This is a genomic window from Microcoleus sp. MON1_C1, from assembly GCF_036701945.1.
Classification (GTDB): domain Bacteria; phylum Cyanobacteriota; class Cyanobacteriia; order Cyanobacteriales; family Microcoleaceae; genus Microcoleus.
In genome coordinates this window covers 33,339-50,058 of record NZ_JAUBRO010000023.1, presented here as the reverse complement: position 1 = coordinate 50,058, position 16,720 = coordinate 33,339, and the positions used below count along the sequence as shown (strand labels likewise).

At 44.2% G+C, this 16,720-nt stretch carries 16 protein-coding genes; 5 read left to right on the top strand and 11 right to left on the bottom strand.

Annotated features, from left to right (window positions below; translation table 11 throughout):
- Positions 1-13: 13 nt before the first annotated feature.
- The gene (locus QUA62_RS14910; protein WP_333405020.1) at positions 14-319 is read left to right on the top strand and encodes an antitoxin family protein; all 306 of its coding nucleotides are present in this window, start codon (positions 14-16) and stop codon (positions 317-319) included.
- The gene (locus tag QUA62_RS14905; protein WP_333405018.1) at positions 313-780 is read left to right on the top strand and encodes a type II toxin-antitoxin system VapC family toxin; all 468 of its coding nucleotides are present in this window, start codon (positions 313-315) and stop codon (positions 778-780) included. Before QUA62_RS14910 ends, QUA62_RS14905 begins: the two co-directional genes overlap by 7 nt.
- Before the next feature lie 89 nt (positions 781-869).
- On the opposite strand, the gene hisC is transcribed toward QUA62_RS14905, so the two are convergent.
- From hisC to QUA62_RS14885, 4 genes are all read right to left on the bottom strand, one after another.
- On the bottom strand, positions 870-1,916 hold the full coding sequence (hisC, locus tag QUA62_RS14900) for a histidinol-phosphate transaminase (RefSeq protein WP_333405016.1): 1,047 nt from the start codon (positions 1,914-1,916) through the stop codon (positions 870-872).
- A 73-nt stretch (positions 1,917-1,989) separates the two neighbouring features.
- A complete protein-coding gene (locus QUA62_RS14895; protein ID WP_333405014.1) occupies positions 1,990-2,703 on the bottom strand; it encodes a glycerophosphodiester phosphodiesterase family protein in 714 nt (237 codons plus the stop codon).
- Positions 2,700-3,554, bottom strand: coding sequence for an alpha/beta hydrolase (locus QUA62_RS14890; RefSeq protein WP_333405012.1), 855 nt, complete (start codon positions 3,552-3,554; stop codon positions 2,700-2,702). Before QUA62_RS14890 ends, QUA62_RS14895 begins: the two co-directional genes overlap by 4 nt.
- Positions 3,555-3,732: 178 nt before the next feature.
- Entirely contained in the window at positions 3,733-5,016 is a 1,284-nt protein-coding gene (locus tag QUA62_RS14885; RefSeq protein ID WP_333405010.1) for an esterase-like activity of phytase family protein, read from the bottom strand.
- 33 nt (positions 5,017-5,049) lie between these two features.
- Here QUA62_RS14885 and QUA62_RS14880 point away from each other — a divergent pair, with 33 nt between their 5' ends.
- Entirely contained in the window at positions 5,050-6,372 is a 1,323-nt protein-coding gene (locus QUA62_RS14880) for a tetratricopeptide repeat protein (RefSeq protein WP_333405008.1), read from the top strand.
- A 70-nt stretch (positions 6,373-6,442) separates the two neighbouring features.
- On the opposite strand, the gene QUA62_RS14875 is transcribed toward QUA62_RS14880, so the two are convergent.
- A complete protein-coding gene (locus QUA62_RS14875) occupies positions 6,443-6,964 on the bottom strand; it encodes a GNAT family N-acetyltransferase (RefSeq protein WP_333405006.1) in 522 nt (173 codons plus the stop codon).
- A gap of 52 nt (positions 6,965-7,016) precedes the next feature.
- Entirely contained in the window at positions 7,017-7,556 is a 540-nt protein-coding gene (locus QUA62_RS14870; protein ID WP_333405004.1) for a GNAT family N-acetyltransferase, read from the bottom strand.
- A gap of 445 nt (positions 7,557-8,001) precedes the next feature.
- On the opposite strand from QUA62_RS14870, the gene QUA62_RS14865 reads away from it, so the two are divergent.
- Positions 8,002-10,053 carry an ABC transporter ATP-binding protein gene (locus tag QUA62_RS14865; RefSeq protein ID WP_333405002.1) on the top strand — a complete coding sequence of 684 codons (2,052 nt, stop codon included), beginning with the start codon at positions 8,002-8,004 and terminating at the stop codon, positions 10,051-10,053.
- Positions 10,054-10,179: 126 nt separating this feature from the next.
- On the opposite strand, the gene QUA62_RS14860 is transcribed toward QUA62_RS14865, so the two are convergent.
- The 5 genes from QUA62_RS14860 to QUA62_RS14840 form a co-directional block, all read right to left on the bottom strand.
- Positions 10,180-10,398: a hypothetical protein gene (locus tag QUA62_RS14860; RefSeq protein WP_006633087.1), complete on the bottom strand. Its 219-nt coding sequence runs from the start codon at positions 10,396-10,398 to the stop codon at positions 10,180-10,182.
- Positions 10,399-10,542: 144 nt separating this feature from the next.
- Positions 10,543-11,760 carry a DNA double-strand break repair nuclease NurA gene (locus tag QUA62_RS14855; protein ID WP_333405000.1) on the bottom strand — a complete coding sequence of 406 codons (1,218 nt, stop codon included), beginning with the start codon at positions 11,758-11,760 and terminating at the stop codon, positions 10,543-10,545.
- A gap of 410 nt (positions 11,761-12,170) precedes the next feature.
- Positions 12,171-12,965 carry an HAD hydrolase-like protein gene (locus QUA62_RS14850; protein ID WP_333285999.1) on the bottom strand — a complete coding sequence of 265 codons (795 nt, stop codon included), beginning with the start codon at positions 12,963-12,965 and terminating at the stop codon, positions 12,171-12,173.
- Between the two features lie 218 nt (positions 12,966-13,183).
- Positions 13,184-13,918 carry a DUF928 domain-containing protein gene (locus QUA62_RS14845; protein WP_333404998.1) on the bottom strand — a complete coding sequence of 245 codons (735 nt, stop codon included), beginning with the start codon at positions 13,916-13,918 and terminating at the stop codon, positions 13,184-13,186.
- Between the two features lie 141 nt (positions 13,919-14,059).
- A complete protein-coding gene (locus QUA62_RS14840; protein ID WP_333404996.1) occupies positions 14,060-14,800 on the bottom strand; it encodes a DUF928 domain-containing protein in 741 nt (246 codons plus the stop codon).
- 575 nt (positions 14,801-15,375) lie between these two features.
- On the opposite strand from QUA62_RS14840, the gene iscB reads away from it, so the two are divergent.
- A complete protein-coding gene (iscB, locus tag QUA62_RS14835; RefSeq protein ID WP_333404994.1) occupies positions 15,376-16,662 on the top strand; it encodes an RNA-guided endonuclease IscB in 1,287 nt (428 codons plus the stop codon).
- Positions 16,663-16,720 lie beyond the last annotated feature (58 nt).

Here is a 16,720-nt window from a genome sequence, read left to right as displayed (position 1 = left end):
TAAGAGGCTAATTATGCCAGAAACTATTACTGCTATCTACGAAAACGGGGTTTTTCGTCCCATGAGTCCTTTGTCATTGAATGATGGGGAAACTGTGCAAATCACAATTGTAGCGGAAGTTTCGCCGGAAGAAGTCAATGGCGATCGCGAAAAGGCGATTAAGTTGATGGATGTACGAAAATTGATGGGTTTGCCAACAAAACAGTTTAAGCTAGATGCAGCGGCAGAACAAAAGCGGCGCGAACTGTTTGAAAAACTCAAGGGAAGAGTGGGGAAACCTCTTTCTGAAATCGTTATTGACGATCGCGGCCCGTGGTAAATGCCTATTTCTTAGACACCAGCGCTTTGGTTAAACGGTATGTGCCTGAATTGGGAAGTAATTGGATTCAATCCATTACTGTTCCTGCAGCAGGTAACTTTCTCGCGATTTCTCAGATTACTTGGGTGGAGGTATGCAGCGCTTTTTCACGCCGTCAACGAGAGGGTACTCTATCTGTCGATGAGGTTGACCAACTTATGGGAGATTTTCGCACGGATTTTGAAAACCAGTATGAAGTTGTTGAAGTTGATCGCACTTTGATAGAAACAGCGGGCGCACTGGTGATGCAAAACCCACTGCGGGCTTATGATGCTGTGCAATTAGCGGCTGCTTTGCGCGTTCAATCTACTCTCGTTTCCGTGCCAGATACTCAACTGGTTTTTGTTTCGGCGGACAATCGATTGCTGAATATGGCTCATTCAGAAGGGTTGGCTATTGATAATCCTAATAATTATTCGTAATCAAGTTGTGTGTAGTCAGGAATGCAAGTCTTCATACAAATCAGAGGACTAAAGTCATCACTAGAAACTAATTTTAGTGCGATCGTTATTTAGAGGATTTCTTTCAAAGTTTTAACTAATATGTGATTTTGTTCCTCCGTACCTATACTAATCCGCAATTTGTCTTCTAATCGTGGCTGATTGAAGTATCGAATCAATATTCCCTGTACTTTCAGTGTTTGATAAATTCTTTCTGCATCGCCGTTTGGTGGCCTAACTAACAAAAAGTTGGTTTGCGAGGGCCAAACGTCAAAGCCTAATTCCTTGAAGCTAACGGCTAGTTTTGCTCTGGAAGCCTTAATCTTTTCGGCGTTGGCTATTTTGTGGTCTTGATCTGCGATCGCAGCCGCCCCCACTGCATAGGCTAAAGCATCCACATTATAACTGTCTTTGATTTTATTTAATTCTGCCAGCAGCACCGGATTTGCTATGCCAAAACCCAGCCTCAATCCTGCCAGGGAATAACCTTTTGAAAGCGTCCTCAAAACTATAACATTACTGTACTTTTTTGTCAAGTTTAAAGCATTTTCTTCGGCGAAATCTACATAAGCTTCGTCGATCACAAGAATGCCCGATAACTCTTTAGCCAGTTTCTCCAAATCTGCAACAGATATGGCTGTTCCCGATGGACTGTTTGGCGAAGCTATAAATGTCACTGCACCCTGGGCTGCTATTAGCAAATCGACGGGTAACTTGTAGTCGTCGGGATAAGGAACTTCAACAAATTCTGCATCTTGAATTTCTGCCAAAGTGCGGTACAATACATAGGTTGGCGCGGGACAAACAATCTGTTTCCCTGATTCGCCCACAGCGCGAACTATCAAGTTTAATAAATCGTCGCTGCCGTTACCTACAACAATCCAATCGTCAGCAACTCCCAAAACTTGACTAGCAGCAATGCGGAAACTTTTGCCAGTTGGATCGGGATAGCGCCGCAGCATTTCTCCGTCTATTTCCTGAAGCACTTTTAAGGCTTTGGGAGAAGGCGGATAGGGATTTTCATTAGAATTTAGTTTAATAATTTTTGTGCCTAGCGGTGGCTGTTCCCCCGGCACATAGCCAGACATTTCGTGGATGCTTGTGCGAAAGTAATTCATCTATTAATTGAGTTTTGTGGAACGGGCATCTTGCCCGTTCTTGATAATGGTGCAAGATATCAAGTTAAACAAATTATATCAAACAATTAGTGACTACCCGCGTTATACCCAAATCAATTAACTTTTGCATATCTGCTCGATCGTCCACCGTCCAGGCCACAATGTCAACTCCCTGACTCCGGCTTTCTTGAATTAGTGCGGGGTTTTCCAGCAACACGCGATACTGGCTGCTAATCAAATTATCCTGATGCGCCACCGCTTGAGCAAATTGAGTTTTGTACGCTTCTAGATTAGCAACAATGTGTCCGATCGCCAAATCGCCAGATAGTCGCCGCACTTGTTCGAGAAATCCAGCGTTAAAGGAGGTAATAACGCATTTGTGTTGGATTTCTTCGCCCTTCAAAGTATTGACAAAATCCGCTACATCTGGGTCAGACCACTGGCAGTGAGGTTTGACATCAAAGTAAAGAAATTTGTCAACCTTTTGGAGTATGGTTAATGCGGCTTTTAAAGTAGGAATTTTTTCTTGTGAAAATTCCTCGCTAAACCATTTTCCCGCACTAAGTGTTTGCAATTCAGCCAGAGTTTTTTCCCTAACTTGGCCAGAAACTCCAGTGATTCTATCTAATGTTGCGTCGTGAAAAATCACTGGTACGTTGTCGGCGGATAGCTGGATGTCAAATTCGATCGAATGAGCTCCACGGGCGATCGCCAGTTCAAAAGCTGCTAAAGTATTCTCGGGGGCGATCGCCGAAAATCCCCGATGTGCGATAATTTCTACATTCACTGTCTTGCACCCTCTAAAAAATCTGCCACAGTTTGATTAAAAGTTTCTGGTTGAGTCAAAAAAGACCAGTGATTCCCGGGTACTTTTGCAACGGTAAGATTTTTTAAGTATCTCTTGTATGGCTGCATTTGCCAAGCCATGCGATTTACGCCTTTTTCCGGCTGTACAAACAAAGTCGGTATCTCAATATTTTCAATTAAACCGGCAACTTTCATCACTTCGGCAAATATCTGATTTCTGGCTGCAATCGCAAATTTACTGCCCCAAGTTCCGTCTGATTTTTGTTCGATTTGGTGTTGGAATACCATTTGCTGCACCTCACTCCAATCTGCGTATTCTCCCGATTGTTTTGCTGCTGCTTCTGCTTGGGCTAAAGTCGCAAACGGGCCCACACATTTGAGACAGTCTAATTTTCGGTAAACAATTGGCAGGGTGAGTTTCATCGCGGCGGGCAGTTTGGTGATGAAGATGGGGTCTACTAAAATCATACTGCAAAAGCGATCGGGATTTTGCCTCGCCCAAATCGCTGCTAGTTTTCCCGTCCAAGAATGTCCTAAAATGTGTGCGTCAGACCAGTTGATATGTGCCATCAAAGCTTCTAAATCTGCGATCGCACTTTCAAAAGTATAATCTGTTTTCGGTTTGCTAGTCTCTCCGTGACCGCGCATATCTGGCGCTACAATATGATAGCGGTTTGAGAAATAATTGCCCAAGTTACTCCAGACACACGCACTATCTGCTAAACCGTGTAACAGCAGCAAACGCGGGACTTTTGTTTTCCCTGTTTCTGGCTTCCATTCTAGGTATGAAAGTTCGATTTCTGGCAGGTGCAAAGTGTTCCGACTTGGCATGATTTGGGGATTTTATAGTTGGAGAAATTTGATTTAACTTTTTTATGAACAGGCAAGATGCCTGTTCCACAAAGAGTGAATTTTATGGTACGGTTTTCCTCAATAAGCTTTCCTGCCTGTTTCACAAACAATAAATATTTTTGTGGGGTGGGGTGGGCTTCTCGCCCGCCCTTATGACCTAACCTTGACCCTTCAAGCTAAATAAAAGAAACTGAGTTTTCTGCGCTTCATCAAAATTGTCGTCACTGACCAAAACTACACTTTTACTGCCATCTGGCAACTGCGGCCCGAGGGTCATTCCCTCTAAATTGTACAGCGGAATTCCGAGTTCGCTTAAGTCTAGCAGCAACTTTTTCTTAACAGGTTCGACCATTGTCACTTGCCCTTTAAAACTCTGGATTCTCGAAGTATCTGTAGCCGCCCCAAGCGCTACTTGATAAATCCTAGCACTGTATCCCGACAGCCCAAAAGAACGTTCTAAACTCAGAATCTGACCACCGCCGACAGTTACTAATTCTGTTAAACCGTTCAAAATAGTCATGGGAACTTGGTCGAGAGGGTAAAGATTTTCTGAGACTAATTGCGGCGTTTTATCGACGATAATATAATGTAAAAGACGGAGTTTACTTGCCTGTTCCGGGTCTAAATCTTGCATTAACGGCGCTTCCGTAGCTGCGAACAAACGAAACGGATCGAGACCGCCCGGACTAAAGGTTTCTGGGTCGATGGTTAAAGATTCAAAACCTAAATTGTCCACCACTCCTTGCTTCTGTTTTTCATCGCTGGCATCGGGAATATAGCGCTTTGGTATCGGCAATTTTCCCCGCATTTGCCCTGTTTTGAGGTCGAATTCTCCAAGAAAAGGAGGGATGCCAACATGAGTAACACCTTCGTTGGCGACAAATACTGAATTGCGGGGAGAAAGGGCGATGCCTTCGGGATTGATGGAACCCCAAGAGAAGGTTTCACCCTCTGCTTTTTTGAGGGATGTAACGCCTTCAACGGTAACTTTTTTCAGGCGAATATTTGCTGGATCGCTTGATGTGAGGTCGAGTCTGAGACTGTAAAATCTCGCTTCTCCGTTTTCGCTGGGGTCGTCGGAAAGAGCGTAAAAGCGATAAGCTTTGGAATTGACTGCGCTAATACCTTTGGGGTCATAGGTAATTCCTGACAAACCGCCGACTGGTGCTCCTTCAAAATTCATTTTTGGCAATTGGTACTCGCCCAAAAATTCTAGGGACTTTTCTGGAAAAGAGCGGTCTCTAGCAACTGCGGGAGGGGGGGCGCAAGCTGTGCAAACAGTTAAAAGAATTAGGGCTAGACTCAATAAGCGTAAAATACGTTGGCGAAGCCCTCGAAGAGGATCGCCCAGCGTCTTTAAATCCTCATAATTGCTCAGTGCGGTAGTTTTTATTTTGTTGCTCTTGTTGAACAGTTTGCTTTTGTGCCATCTTTGTGACATAATTTATACCGTTTTGTAGATATGCAAAACTTGATGTTTCCAGAAGAGATGCCGAATCGCGGCAACCAAATTTTGAGAATGAGAAGTTCTGTGCCAATTGGGTGCTTGCTTTTCTTGTGGCTGTGTGCTGGTTCTATTGCTAGCGCCCAAACTAATCCACCAGGCCTCGATCAATTTTCCCCTAATCCTCTAGAAATTACCACACCCGATCCCCTAGCTCCCGCTAACGAATCTTTGAGCAGCACTCAGCGGGACGAACTGACAGCGGCTTTGGAGCAGTTAAACTTAGAAGCAGCGGCTAAACAGCAAGCTGGAGATGGGGCTGGTGCTTTTGAAATTTGGTTCCGAGAATTGCGGCTGCGTAGGTATCTCGGGCCGGCCGCGGAAATTGCTGCTTTGAGTCGGGTGGGAAGCGTTGCTTGGAGTAACGGTAAAAACCTCGAACTACAGCTTATTACCAAACGGTTGCAAGCAATTCAAAAAGAAGTCAAATCCCAAGTACCACTTAATACTGAGTTGCTCCCCGCCTTTGCTGCTGCTTTTCAGCAGGTGCGCGCTAAAGGCCCGACTGTAGAAGTTTACCAACAAATTCTCGAAAATGCCCGCCAAAACGAAGATATATTGGCTGAAGGTCAGATTTTGAAGGCGATCGGGCTCATTCACATCAATTGGTTGAGTTACGATAAAGCTGCTCCCGTCTATGAGGAATTGGCAACTTTAATTCAGGAAAACCGCGCTTTATTTGCTGCTAATTCTGCTGTGCCAACTTCTGCTGTAGTTGCGGGAAACGGCGCGCCGCCGCAGCCTGTAACTCCTCCAACAGAGGTAGATACTCTCAGACAGTTGGCTTACGTTTACCAGCAGTCGAAACAACCCCTAAAGGCGATCGCAGCCAGAGAAAAACTAGCATCGGTGTATCTTAACTTACAAAACCCGAGTGCTATACCACCGATCAAAATTGCGATCGCCAGCGATTATCAAACCATAGGCCAAATCAATTTAGCAGCTCAATACTATCAGGAAGCATACAATTTAGCAGTCCCCATTCAACAGTATGCCCAAGCTAGCGAAGCTTTGGATAAATTAGCATTGCTTTACCGAGCGCAAAAACAGTGGGAGCAGACTTTGCGGATTTATCAAATGCAGTTGCTGTTAGAAGAGCGGGCTGACAATTTCTATGGATTGATGAACACTTACGACAATATCGGTCAAGTTTATCAAGAGATGAAGGCTTACGATAAAGCTTTGGAATCCTATCAAAAAGGGTTGGACGTGGCTAAAAGATTGGGACACAGACAAGAGTATTTTGCTAAAAAAATTCAAAAAGTTAACAAGCAATTGCAAAGGACTTCGTAGTTGTCAGCCGGCAATAATGACAAATTGCAATGTGAGTAATTTAAAAGTAGTAAGGTGTGCAATGCACACCCTACGAAGATACTTGGGACTGGTAAGTTTCTCGCGAAAGAGAATAATATACTACATCAGTTTCGTAATAATGAGCATTTTTTTCATATTTCATGCCAACTTTTTGTATCACCCGCTGGGAGGCGATATTTTCTGGGCGGGCGATCGCAACTATTCTCTCCAACTTTAATATTTGAAATCCATAGTTGAGACTAGCAAAAGATGCTTCTGTCGCCAATCCTTGATTCCAATAAACTTTGTCGAGGGTATAGCCTAGCTCAACTTCCGGTGTCTTGTCCAGAAAACATAGTCCGCAGCGACCAATCATTTTACCGTCTATTTTATGTACTACAGCCCACATCCCGAAGTTGTTTTCTTCCCAACGTTTGAGCATGGTATAAATAGCGATTTCTGTTGCTTCTCTAGTTCTAACTCCTGAGAGGTATTTCATTATTTCCGGATCGCTGTAGATGCGGTACAGATCGTCTAAGTCGTCTGGCGTAAATTGTCTCAGATACAATCGGGCTGTCTCTATCTCTTGCATGATTAATATAATTTTTACCACTAGATTATGATACCAGTTTTGATAAGTCTTGCTACAAACATTTTGGTTGGGTTTCCTTCCAAATAAAATATGAGAGTCTTGCGATCGAATAATATACTCGATCGCGATCGGGAGCGTCAAAGTTATACTGGTATTTCATCCCCATTTTTTCCATTACCCGCCGCGAGGCGATGTTTTCGGCATCTGCAACTGCGATAATTTTTTCTAAATTCAATACTTCAAATCCGTACTTGATGCTGGCCGCTGCAACTTCCGATGCTAAACCTTTCCCCCAATACGCTTTTGCTAACACGTAACCGACTTCTACTTCAGGTGTTTTGCTTAAAAATCGAAGCCCCCCGTCGCCGATTAACTGGTTGTTTTGTTTATTGACAACAGCCCACAAACCGAAAGCGTGTTTTTCCCAATCAGCAATTATCTGAAATAAGTCTGCTGCTGTTTCTTCTCTATTTCTGACGCCTTCGCTCAGATACTTCATCACTTCTGAATCGCTGTAGATGCGGTACAGCTCATCTAAGTCGTCGGGCGTAAATTGTCTCAGATACAATCGGGCTGTCTCTATCTCTTGCATAATTTATCAGTAAAAAGTCTAATACACTTTCCTTGGCGCAACGGTGAAATGTAAAATCAATTTCTTCAAGGCAGTGAAGTGCATTTTGAAAACCCAGCATTTGACTAGCAAATAAAACCAGTGGCGAACTCTATGTCTAAAGGCATAAAGTGGCAAGGAGCGGGTATCCGGTGTTGTAATAAATATGGGCGACTGAGTGCTGTCGGGTTCGATAATTTGCTGGCTCTGTAGAAGATTTCCTAATTTAACTGACTCTATTTGCTACAATTGTTAGCTGGATATATTGTACAGCTTTGTTGATCAAAGCTGAGCGAACTGATATCGCCCGCCCGCCCTACAAGCCGCGCAGCGAAAAAAAAGCTCGATATCCTCAGCAAAAGCCGCCGAATTTAGCTGCATAATAGCTTTTGCAATCTCAAATCTAAAATCTCAAATCTAAAATCGGATGACAATTTCCTCACCAGTAGCAGACACCAAAAACAAATCCGGCCAGGAAACAGACTGGCGGTTATTTCTGAGGTTGGCATCTTATGCAACCCGCAGCAAACGCTTGCTGATTATTTCGATCGCACTATTAGTACCGCTAGCAGTCTCAGGAGCAATTCAACCCATTCTCATCGGACAGGCAATTTCGGTAATTCGCTCGGAACCTACCTACGAATTCTTGCGAGGATTGTCGCTATCTGCTGCATTGAATATTTTGGCTATTTTGCTGATGCTAACTATAACACTTAGATTAGCACTGCAATCACTTCAAGGCTATTTAGTCACGAAAGTAGGGCAAATAATTACTACAGATATTAGAAATGATTTGTTCGCCCACGTCACATCGCTAGCAGTGAGATTTTTCGATCGCACTCCTGTCGGTAAATTGATGACTCGCCTCACCAGCGATGTAGAAGCTTTGGGAGAGGTTTTCTCTTCAGGAGCGATCGGCATTGTCAGCGATTTATTTTCAATTTTAGTAATTGCCATTTTCATGTTTACCATGCAGTGGCAACTAGCTTTAATGTTGGTGCTGATGATGATACCAATTACCGCAGTCATAATTTATTTTCAGTACCAATATCGCATAGCAAATTACAATACCAGAGAAGAACTTTCCGAACTCAACGCCCAACTGCAAGAAAACCTGACGGGTATTGGTGTAGTGCAGCTATTCCGCCGCGAAAGATTCAACTCAGAATTATTTCGCGTCACCAATAAACGCTACATTAAAGCAGTTGACAAAACTATATTTTACGACTCAGCCGTATCTGCGACATTAGAATGGATTGCTTTAGTGGCGATCGCAGCCGTTTTGTGGATGGGTGGTCAAAGGGTTTTAGCCGGTAATCTTAATTTCGGTACTCTCTCGGCCTTTATTTTATTTGCTCAGCGTCTCTTCGATCCGCTGCGGCAATTTGCAGAGAAATTCACTGCAATTCAAGCAGGATTTACCGCCGTCGAACGGATTAGCGATATTCTCAACGAACCGATCGAAATTAAAGATCCAACTAGCGGGAAGAAGGAAGAAGGAAGAGGGAAGAAGGAAGAAGGAAGAGGGAAGAGGGAAGAAGGAAGAAGGGCAGGTTATTCACCGTTGTTGATAACTGGACATCCAGAGGCAACTGCTTACAACTTGTCTCCGTTCGATCGAGAATTGGCAGATAATCATCAAAATGGAGCAAGTTCAGAATATCGTTTATTGCCTAACAATCCCCAATCCCCCCCCGTCAACCCCACCTTACTAAGGGGGGGAGAAAATGCCAAATCGCAGAATTCTGAATCGGGAGAAATCCAATTTGACAACGTGTGGTTTGCTTACAAAAAAGACGAATATGTCCTGCAAAACCTCAATTTCACCATCAAATCCGGCGAAAAAGTAGCATTAGTTGGCCCCACCGGTGCAGGCAAAAGTTCGATTATCCGTCTCCTGTGCCGCCTTTACGAACCTAGCCGAGGACGGATTCTGGTGAATCATGTCGATATTCGGGATTTGCCTCAAGCAGAGTTACGCAGGCACATTGGCGTAATTATCCAAGATGGCTTTCTATTTGCTGGTGATGTGAAGAGCAATATCAGCCTGGGAGAAAGTTACTCGATTGAGGAAATTCAAGCAGCAGCAGAAAAGACAAATGTTGCCCGTTTAATCGAACAGTTGCCTCAAGGCTATGATACGCAATTGCGAGAACGGGGGACGAATCTTTCGGGGGGACAAAAGCAATTATTAGCGTTTGCTCGCGCCGCCATTCGCAATCCCAGTATTTTAGTTCTAGACGAGGCAACTGCTAGTTTGGATGTGGGGACGGAAGCTTTAATTCAAGAAGCTCTAGAGCGTTTGATGGCGGACAGAACGGCGATAATTATTGCCCACAGGCTCTCGACAATCCGAAATGTCGATCGCATTTTAGTGCTCAAACGCGGGCAGTTAGTAGAATCTGGCAGCCACGAAGAGTTGTTGCAGCTAGAAGGGTTGTATGCCAGTTTGTACAAGTTGCAAATGCTGGGAAGTTAATATCGGAAGGAAGAAGGAAGGAAGAGGGAAGAAGGAAGAAGGAAAATTTTCCGAATCACCCTATACCCGGCTTCTGGAAGAAGTCGGGTATTTAAAAGAATCAAAAATCACAAATCACAAATTGGCTCACTTGCCCGAAATCATTTTCCCCAGGGTTTCCGGCAAGTGAATTATATGTTGGAAAAGCTGATTTGGGCCGATACCAAACAATAACTGCATCGTCAGCACAATTGCTGCTAAACCAATCGCTGTCCCGATGCTGGCTTTCAACACTTTAAACGCCCAATTAAAGACTAGCCAAGATACAAGTAACGAAGCAATTAAGATAATTAGTTCTATTGGCATATAACATTTTTAACTCTATTTAAAGTCTACATAAATTACGTATCAATACCAGAGAAACCGGGTTTTTTATCTGTGTTAAAGCCCGGGATGCAGTATTGCCGTAAAAACCCGGTTCCTACGTCAAGGACTACTCTACTTATTACTTTAAGCAATACTGCCGCGCTTCCGTGTTTCCTTATAAGAAATTCCGACATTTTTTAAGCCGGCTTTAATCATTTGCTGCTCTAACAAAGCGAAAAAGCGACTTCGATCGCCCCCCGTGACTACCGCTTGATTGTGAGCTTCTGCTAGCGTCACCGGATACCCGCCGCCTTTGTGTACTTGAGCCAGCATCATTCCTAATGCTAAATCTAGCTGTGCTGTATCTTGTGCTACCCATTCCGGCACTTCTATTCTAGCAATTTCTGTGCCCACGTGAACGTAACAGAAATAGACGGAATTAAGACCGTACAAATCTAAAATTCGAGCTTGAGATTTCCACAAAGGACTTCTTTGTCCCGGTGACAGGATTGTTGCCCACAATATGGCATCCCGCAAAGGTTCAAATTCTTGACAAGGTGCTTTTTCGGCGAAAGAAATTGTCGCGGCAAATCCGACGTTCGGACAATTTGTCATGCAGTCTGGTACTTCGTGGGTGCAAGCTTCAAACCGCAAAAAAGATAAGCTTTCGCTGCTGCGAGAAGCGCTTAAGTATCCTAACAGCGGAATTCCTGCTAAACGCAACTTGTCCCAAGCTTCTAAAATTGGCAGCAAAATTTGATCGCGCGCTTCGCTGGGTAACTGTTCCAAAAACCAATAAATCAGGGAACCGTCTACCATTGCTAAAGCTGGCGCGGGCAATTTATTGTCGTTAACTTTTGCCCAATTGCAGCCCATTTCTGCTAAAGCAATTGCTTCGGAAACTGCTCGCCGGTATCCCATCCATTCTTCGGTTCTAATTCCCCACTGCCGCGAACCGTACAAGTCTTCGGGTTTGTAGAAAACTTCGGGTACGCTGTCTAAAACTGGGTGGCGGCTTTGTCCGTAGTGCAGCATGACTGTGCCGACGTTTAGCAGGTAGCAGTAGGCTATTTCGTGATGGTTGGGGGAAATTTGCGAGCCGTCTGTGGCAAAGACTGTGTGAGCGGCGGGGGGTGCGGTGATGTAGCTGCGATCGTCTAAGGGCTCGATCGGCGTGGCAGCATTGAATAAAGTGCGATCGCGCCAATTCTCTTGCAATTCCACCAATTTTTCCTGTTCCGCTGCAGCCTTTACCAGCAAATTCTGAGCCACTTCCAAACGCTGGCGAGCGGCCTGAGCTTCCACATTCAAATGTTGGCTCATTCCCTGCATTGCCTTGGCTGCTTTAGTTAAATCGAGCATGGGTTTTAAGTCTCAATATTAGAAAACTTTCAAGCTGAGAAATTATCAAAACACTTTTCAATTTTTTGGTTCCGAAGCTTGTTTTTTTGTCAGACAGGCGGTTTGAGCGACTAAAACACTTCGTGTGCGCCCCCATAAATAGTAAAATAACCTGGTTTTTGAGGTCAAGATTACCTGCAATAGTCTATGAAAAAAAACATTTTTTTTTTCGATAGCCTTGCTTTTTTGAGGAGTTTCTACTATATTTATCTTATAATCGGATGGTGGCAAAAATAATATTTTTGCCACCATCCGATTATATTAAAATACCATGTCTGCGCCGCAAAAGTCAACAAAAAAGATGTAAAATTTTGGGATTTTTTTTGACTTTGAAAAGCGAAAAAACATCACAAGTCTAAACAAATCTAACATCAACATTCGAGCGGCAGCCAATCGGCCAAATCTCCGGCAAACTGCGACAGAGAAAGCAATTGAACTGGTGGATTTTGAGCCACAGATTCCCGTTCTGGCAAAGTATTGTAACCCCAATCAGCCAAAAATAACCTTACCTGAGATAAATCCGGCTGCTGCTTCACCGACAGCAAAGTTTTTAACCTATCTTCCACAAACCAAATAGTCGAATCTTTGCCAGACGCAGCCAAAAATTCCCGCAAAATTTGGTGCTTAGGCTTGTTGTATTCCTTGCCAAAAATCAACTCTGACGGCATTTGTACGCCTGCTAGCTGCAAAAGTTCCCGCACAAAACGGCCTTCCTTTGTAGTGACGATCGCCACTTTCACCGAACTCTCCTGCAACGAGTGCAAGCGATCGGCAACCCCTGGATAAAAGCGGTGCAAAGACAGCCACCCAGCTAAATCCTCAGCAATCCAATTATCGCGCAATCCGTCTAACATAGCACCGACCGACTGCGCTTTTAAATTATTTTCGGTCAACAAATACGGTACTATATTGGGCCAATCTAGCAAAATTTGCTCTGGGGAAATTCCTGTCAGTAGTGCGCGGATCAGCAGCGGCATTTCCCAACCTGTTTCGATGGCGGGCCGCACTCGGTAAAAACTCAAAGCTAAATCTGGATCTGGCACTGTTTCGACTGGTTTCCAGATTTGACAGTAGGTACGCCAAGCGGTTTGGAAATATTCGATTAGTCCGTCACAAATCACACCGTCAAAATCAAGAGCTAGAATTGTCGGAAAATTATTAGCCATCAGTGAATCGATTTTAGATTTTAGATTTTGGATTTTGGATTGAAGAATTGAAGAAAGCGACCTCACGGATAAATCCTGGGACTGGTTATCGGATACTATTTTGTGGTTGTGCCAGGATAAAGACGGGGGCTTGTACCCTGGCTGCTTTCGGTCACTGGATTGAAGAATTAAAGAATTGACTATGCAAAAACTCAGCAATGATTGGTGAACAGTCGTTATTAAAAAGACTGAACTACCGGTTGAGCGGCAATCGATTCTAGTCCTTGGGACTGCAACAATTGCGTCCACTCGGTCGTCAGCCGCGAATCATCGGGTGCGAGGCGCCGCATTTGGGCTAGAGTAGCAAGAGTTTCATACCAAATCCCATTTTTAGCATAAGCAATCACCTTAGCCATAGGGTCGGGATTTGCCAAATCGCTCTTGAGAGTTGCCTGCGGTTCAATTCGCTGCATCCATCCTTTAACAATATAATCTCCGGAACGCTCCAGAGGATCGCAAGCTAGTGCAAACGACCACACATATCGCTTACCAACCTCAATATTTTTTGTCTTGCCTTTCTCAGAAAGGCTAACTCCCACAATTCCGGCTTTGTCATTTTTGATAGTAGTTTCGTAGACTACTTCGGATTCATCTTCATTTAGCAAAACAAACTCTACTTGAGCTGCGGGTTGAGAAACATATACAAAAAATGTTGGCGATTCGGTTAGTGTTAAACCAATATTGCTTTCAGGTATTAAGGGAGTAATGGATAGACCTTCCCGCAACTGACAGCCTCGATGCGTCCCCCCTTGCCGGTTGTCGGGGGCTGTTACATCGGGAGGTTTGAAATTAACATTCTGACTCAGCAGAATGGGTGCAGGCACAGCCTGCATCGGTGTAAGCAAACTCGGGAGAGTAACGGCGATCGCCAATACAGTCATCGCCAGTCCAGTAAAATATATAAAACGTTTCATTTTTCCACCAACTTGTATAAATATTTATAGACCGCATCTCTAATGTTAACCCGGAGTTTTAGCCCCGGGCGCGATCGACTAAATCGGTCAATTTTCACATCGCCATGGGAAGACCGACCAAACTTCAAGAAATATCGAGATTTAAAGAGGCCCAACCAGCGGTTGAGCTGCAACTGATTCCAGTCCTTGGGACTGCAACAATTGGGTCCACTTTGCTGTCAGCCTCGCATCCCCCGGTTTCTGGCGCCGCATTTGGGCTAAAGTAGCGAGAGTTTCGTACCAAATCCCATTTTGAGCATAAACGTTGAGCCTGGTCATCGGGTCGGGATTTGCCAAATCACTCTTGAGAGTTGCCTCGGGTTCAATTCGCTGCACGAACCCTTTAACAACTACATCCGCCGATCGGTCTTCGGGGTCGCAAACCATCGAAAACGACCATACGTATCGCTTGCCAACTTCAAGGGATTTGTTGTTGTCCACGCTAGCAGGAATACGAACTCCAACAATCCCGGATTTGTCAACTTTAAAGGTTTTTTCGTAGACCACTTTGTCCTCCTTTTCGTTGAGCAAAGTAAACTCTATTTCGGGTGAGGTGTTAGGAATATAGACAAAAATTGTGGGAGAATCTGTTAGGGTTAAACCGATATTAGTTGGAGGCACTAAAGGAGTAATAGATAAACCCGCTGGACAAAGCTTGCTGCCGCGATGTGTCCCTCCTTGTCGGTTGGCGGGGGCTGTTACGTTGGGAGGCTTGAAATTAACATTTTGACTCAGCAGAAGCGGCTGGGATTGTGCGCGCATCGGTGCAAGTGAACTGGGTAGGGTAGCTGCGATCGCAGATACGGCGACCGCAAGTTTAGCCCGATGTAGAAAACCTTTCATTTTGTTGTACCTTTCACTATAATTGCAAACACAGGCATTCGCTGATGGCGACAAATATTTTTGAGTTGCTAGTCGAGGGCGCAGATACACAATTTAAACCTTGACATATCATCAATAACATTAATTAATTCGGGCGGCAAGTCGATTCTCTGTCGCAAACATCAGCTTGCCTAGATCGCAAGTATCATTGTATACATTTGCTCGCCACGTACTGTAAATTTTTGTAACAAAGCGGTCGGAGTTTCCGAGTGTTCTAAGATGGAGGAAGTCTCCAGCAGGCGGGCAATGTGAAACAACTGCTGTTCCAGAAACGAGTCAAACTTTTATGCTCGGATAGTAAGCAACCCCGGTCTAAAGACACGAGGCTTCAGCAAACAAACTGAAGCCGTGCTTACCAGCCTAAGTTTTAATTAACTCCGTTTCGGGGGTTACGACACCAGTGGATGCGTAGCTAGTCTCCTGCTCTGTCGTTTGCAGTTAAACAGTTTTAAGGTCACTGAAACAGTGCTGCAAACCTAACAAGCCCTCAAAACTTTGGCGAAGCTAACATTACGAGAAATCGAAGAGACACAACAATGTCTATCCTAAAACCCAACTACGTCTTTGTTCTAGATACCAAACACAAACAACTAACACCATGCAAACCATCATTAGCACGTAAACTGTTAAAGGTTGGTAAAGCTAAAGTTTTCAGGATGTACCCTTTCACAATAATTTTGAGGAAGGAGGTAGCTGACGATCCGCCAGCCACGATCTTAAAAATTGACCCCGGTTCAAAAGTTACTGGATTAGCTATACTTTTAGGTTCTGATCTAATTTGGGTAGCTGAATTAACCCATCGCGGTCAAGCAATTAAGGCATCGCTAGATTCACGTCGTTCCCTACGGCGCGGTCGCAGAAGTCGGCACACAAGGTATCGTCAAGCGAGATTTCTAAACCGGACACGTCCCAAAGGTTGGTTGGCTCCTAGCCTTCGACACCGTGTAGAAACAACTTTAACTTGGGTCAAAAGATTATCAAGACTTGCACCAGTCAGAACAATCTTTCAAGAATTAGTCAGATTCGATCTAGAGCAGATAGAAAATCCAGAGATTTCAGGTGTCGAGTACCAGCAGGGTGTATTAGCTGGTTACGAAGTCCGTGAGTATCTACTCAATAAATGGGACAGACGATGCGCTTATTGTAGTGCAGAAAACGTACCGCTACAGGTCGAGCATATTCAGCCTAGAGCATCGGGGGGAACTAACAGGGTATCTAATTTGTGTTTAGCTTGTGAGCCTTGCAATACCAAGAAAGGTACTCAGGATATCAAGATATTCCTAGCAAAAAAAACTGATATTTTGAAGAAAATCTTGGCACAAGCCAAGCGCCCATTAAAAGATGCCTCTGCTGTCAATTCAACTCGATGGACATTGTTTAATCGCCTAAAAGAAACAGGTAAAGTAATTGCCACGGGTTCAGGTGGGTTAACCAAATTCAACCGCATACGGTTGGAATTACCAAAAACCCACTTCTTTGATGCTGCTTGCGTTGGTGATACGCCCTCTATTTCTGTACTAACAAATCAGCCCCTAAACATCAAAGCGACGGGGCATGGTTCAAGGCAGATGTGTCGCACAGATAAGTTTGGGCTTCCTTCTCGGTATGTTCCTAGATTCAAGTTTGTCAAGGGTTTCCAGACAGGCGACATTGTAAAAGCCGTTGTTACTTCGGGCAAGAAGGTTGGAACTTATACAGGTAGGGTCGCTGTTCGCTCATCTGGTAGTTTTAATGTGTCAGCAGTCCAGGGATTAATTCAAGGAATCAATCACAAATATTGTTTTTCTATTCATCAAAAGGATGGGTATAACTATGGATTTTAAGAGTATTGACGGGACACTCAAGTACCCCGTGTCCCTTTTCCTGCCACGGCTAAAGCCA

Coding starts and splice junctions, on each gene's coding strand:
- QUA62_RS14850 (WP_333285999.1), bottom strand. CDS start 12,965: ATGGCTAATAATTTTCCGACAATTCTAGCTCTTGATTTTGACGGTGTG.
- QUA62_RS14885 (WP_333405010.1), bottom strand. CDS start 5,016: ATGTCACAAAGATGGCACAAAAGCAAACTGTTCAACAAGAGCAACAAA.
- iscB (WP_333404994.1), top strand. CDS start 15,376: ATGTCTATCCTAAAACCCAACTACGTCTTTGTTCTAGATACCAAACAC.
- QUA62_RS14845 (WP_333404998.1), bottom strand. CDS start 13,918: ATGAAACGTTTTATATATTTTACTGGACTGGCGATGACTGTATTGGCG.
- QUA62_RS14840 (WP_333404996.1), bottom strand. CDS start 14,800: ATGAAAGGTTTTCTACATCGGGCTAAACTTGCGGTCGCCGTATCTGCG.
- QUA62_RS14880 (WP_333405008.1), top strand. CDS start 5,050: ATGTTTCCAGAAGAGATGCCGAATCGCGGCAACCAAATTTTGAGAATG.
- QUA62_RS14865 (WP_333405002.1), top strand. CDS start 8,002: ATGACAATTTCCTCACCAGTAGCAGACACCAAAAACAAATCCGGCCAG.
- hisC (WP_333405016.1), bottom strand. CDS start 1,916: ATGAATTACTTTCGCACAAGCATCCACGAAATGTCTGGCTATGTGCCG.
- QUA62_RS14860 (WP_006633087.1), bottom strand. CDS start 10,398: ATGCCAATAGAACTAATTATCTTAATTGCTTCGTTACTTGTATCTTGG.
- QUA62_RS14855 (WP_333405000.1), bottom strand. CDS start 11,760: ATGCTCGATTTAACTAAAGCAGCCAAGGCAATGCAGGGAATGAGCCAA.
- QUA62_RS14890 (WP_333405012.1), bottom strand. CDS start 3,554: ATGCCAAGTCGGAACACTTTGCACCTGCCAGAAATCGAACTTTCATAC.
- QUA62_RS14910 (WP_333405020.1), top strand. CDS start 14: ATGCCAGAAACTATTACTGCTATCTACGAAAACGGGGTTTTTCGTCCC.
- QUA62_RS14870 (WP_333405004.1), bottom strand. CDS start 7,556: ATGCAAGAGATAGAGACAGCCCGATTGTATCTGAGACAATTTACGCCC.
- QUA62_RS14875 (WP_333405006.1), bottom strand. CDS start 6,964: ATGCAAGAGATAGAGACAGCCCGATTGTATCTGAGACAATTTACGCCA.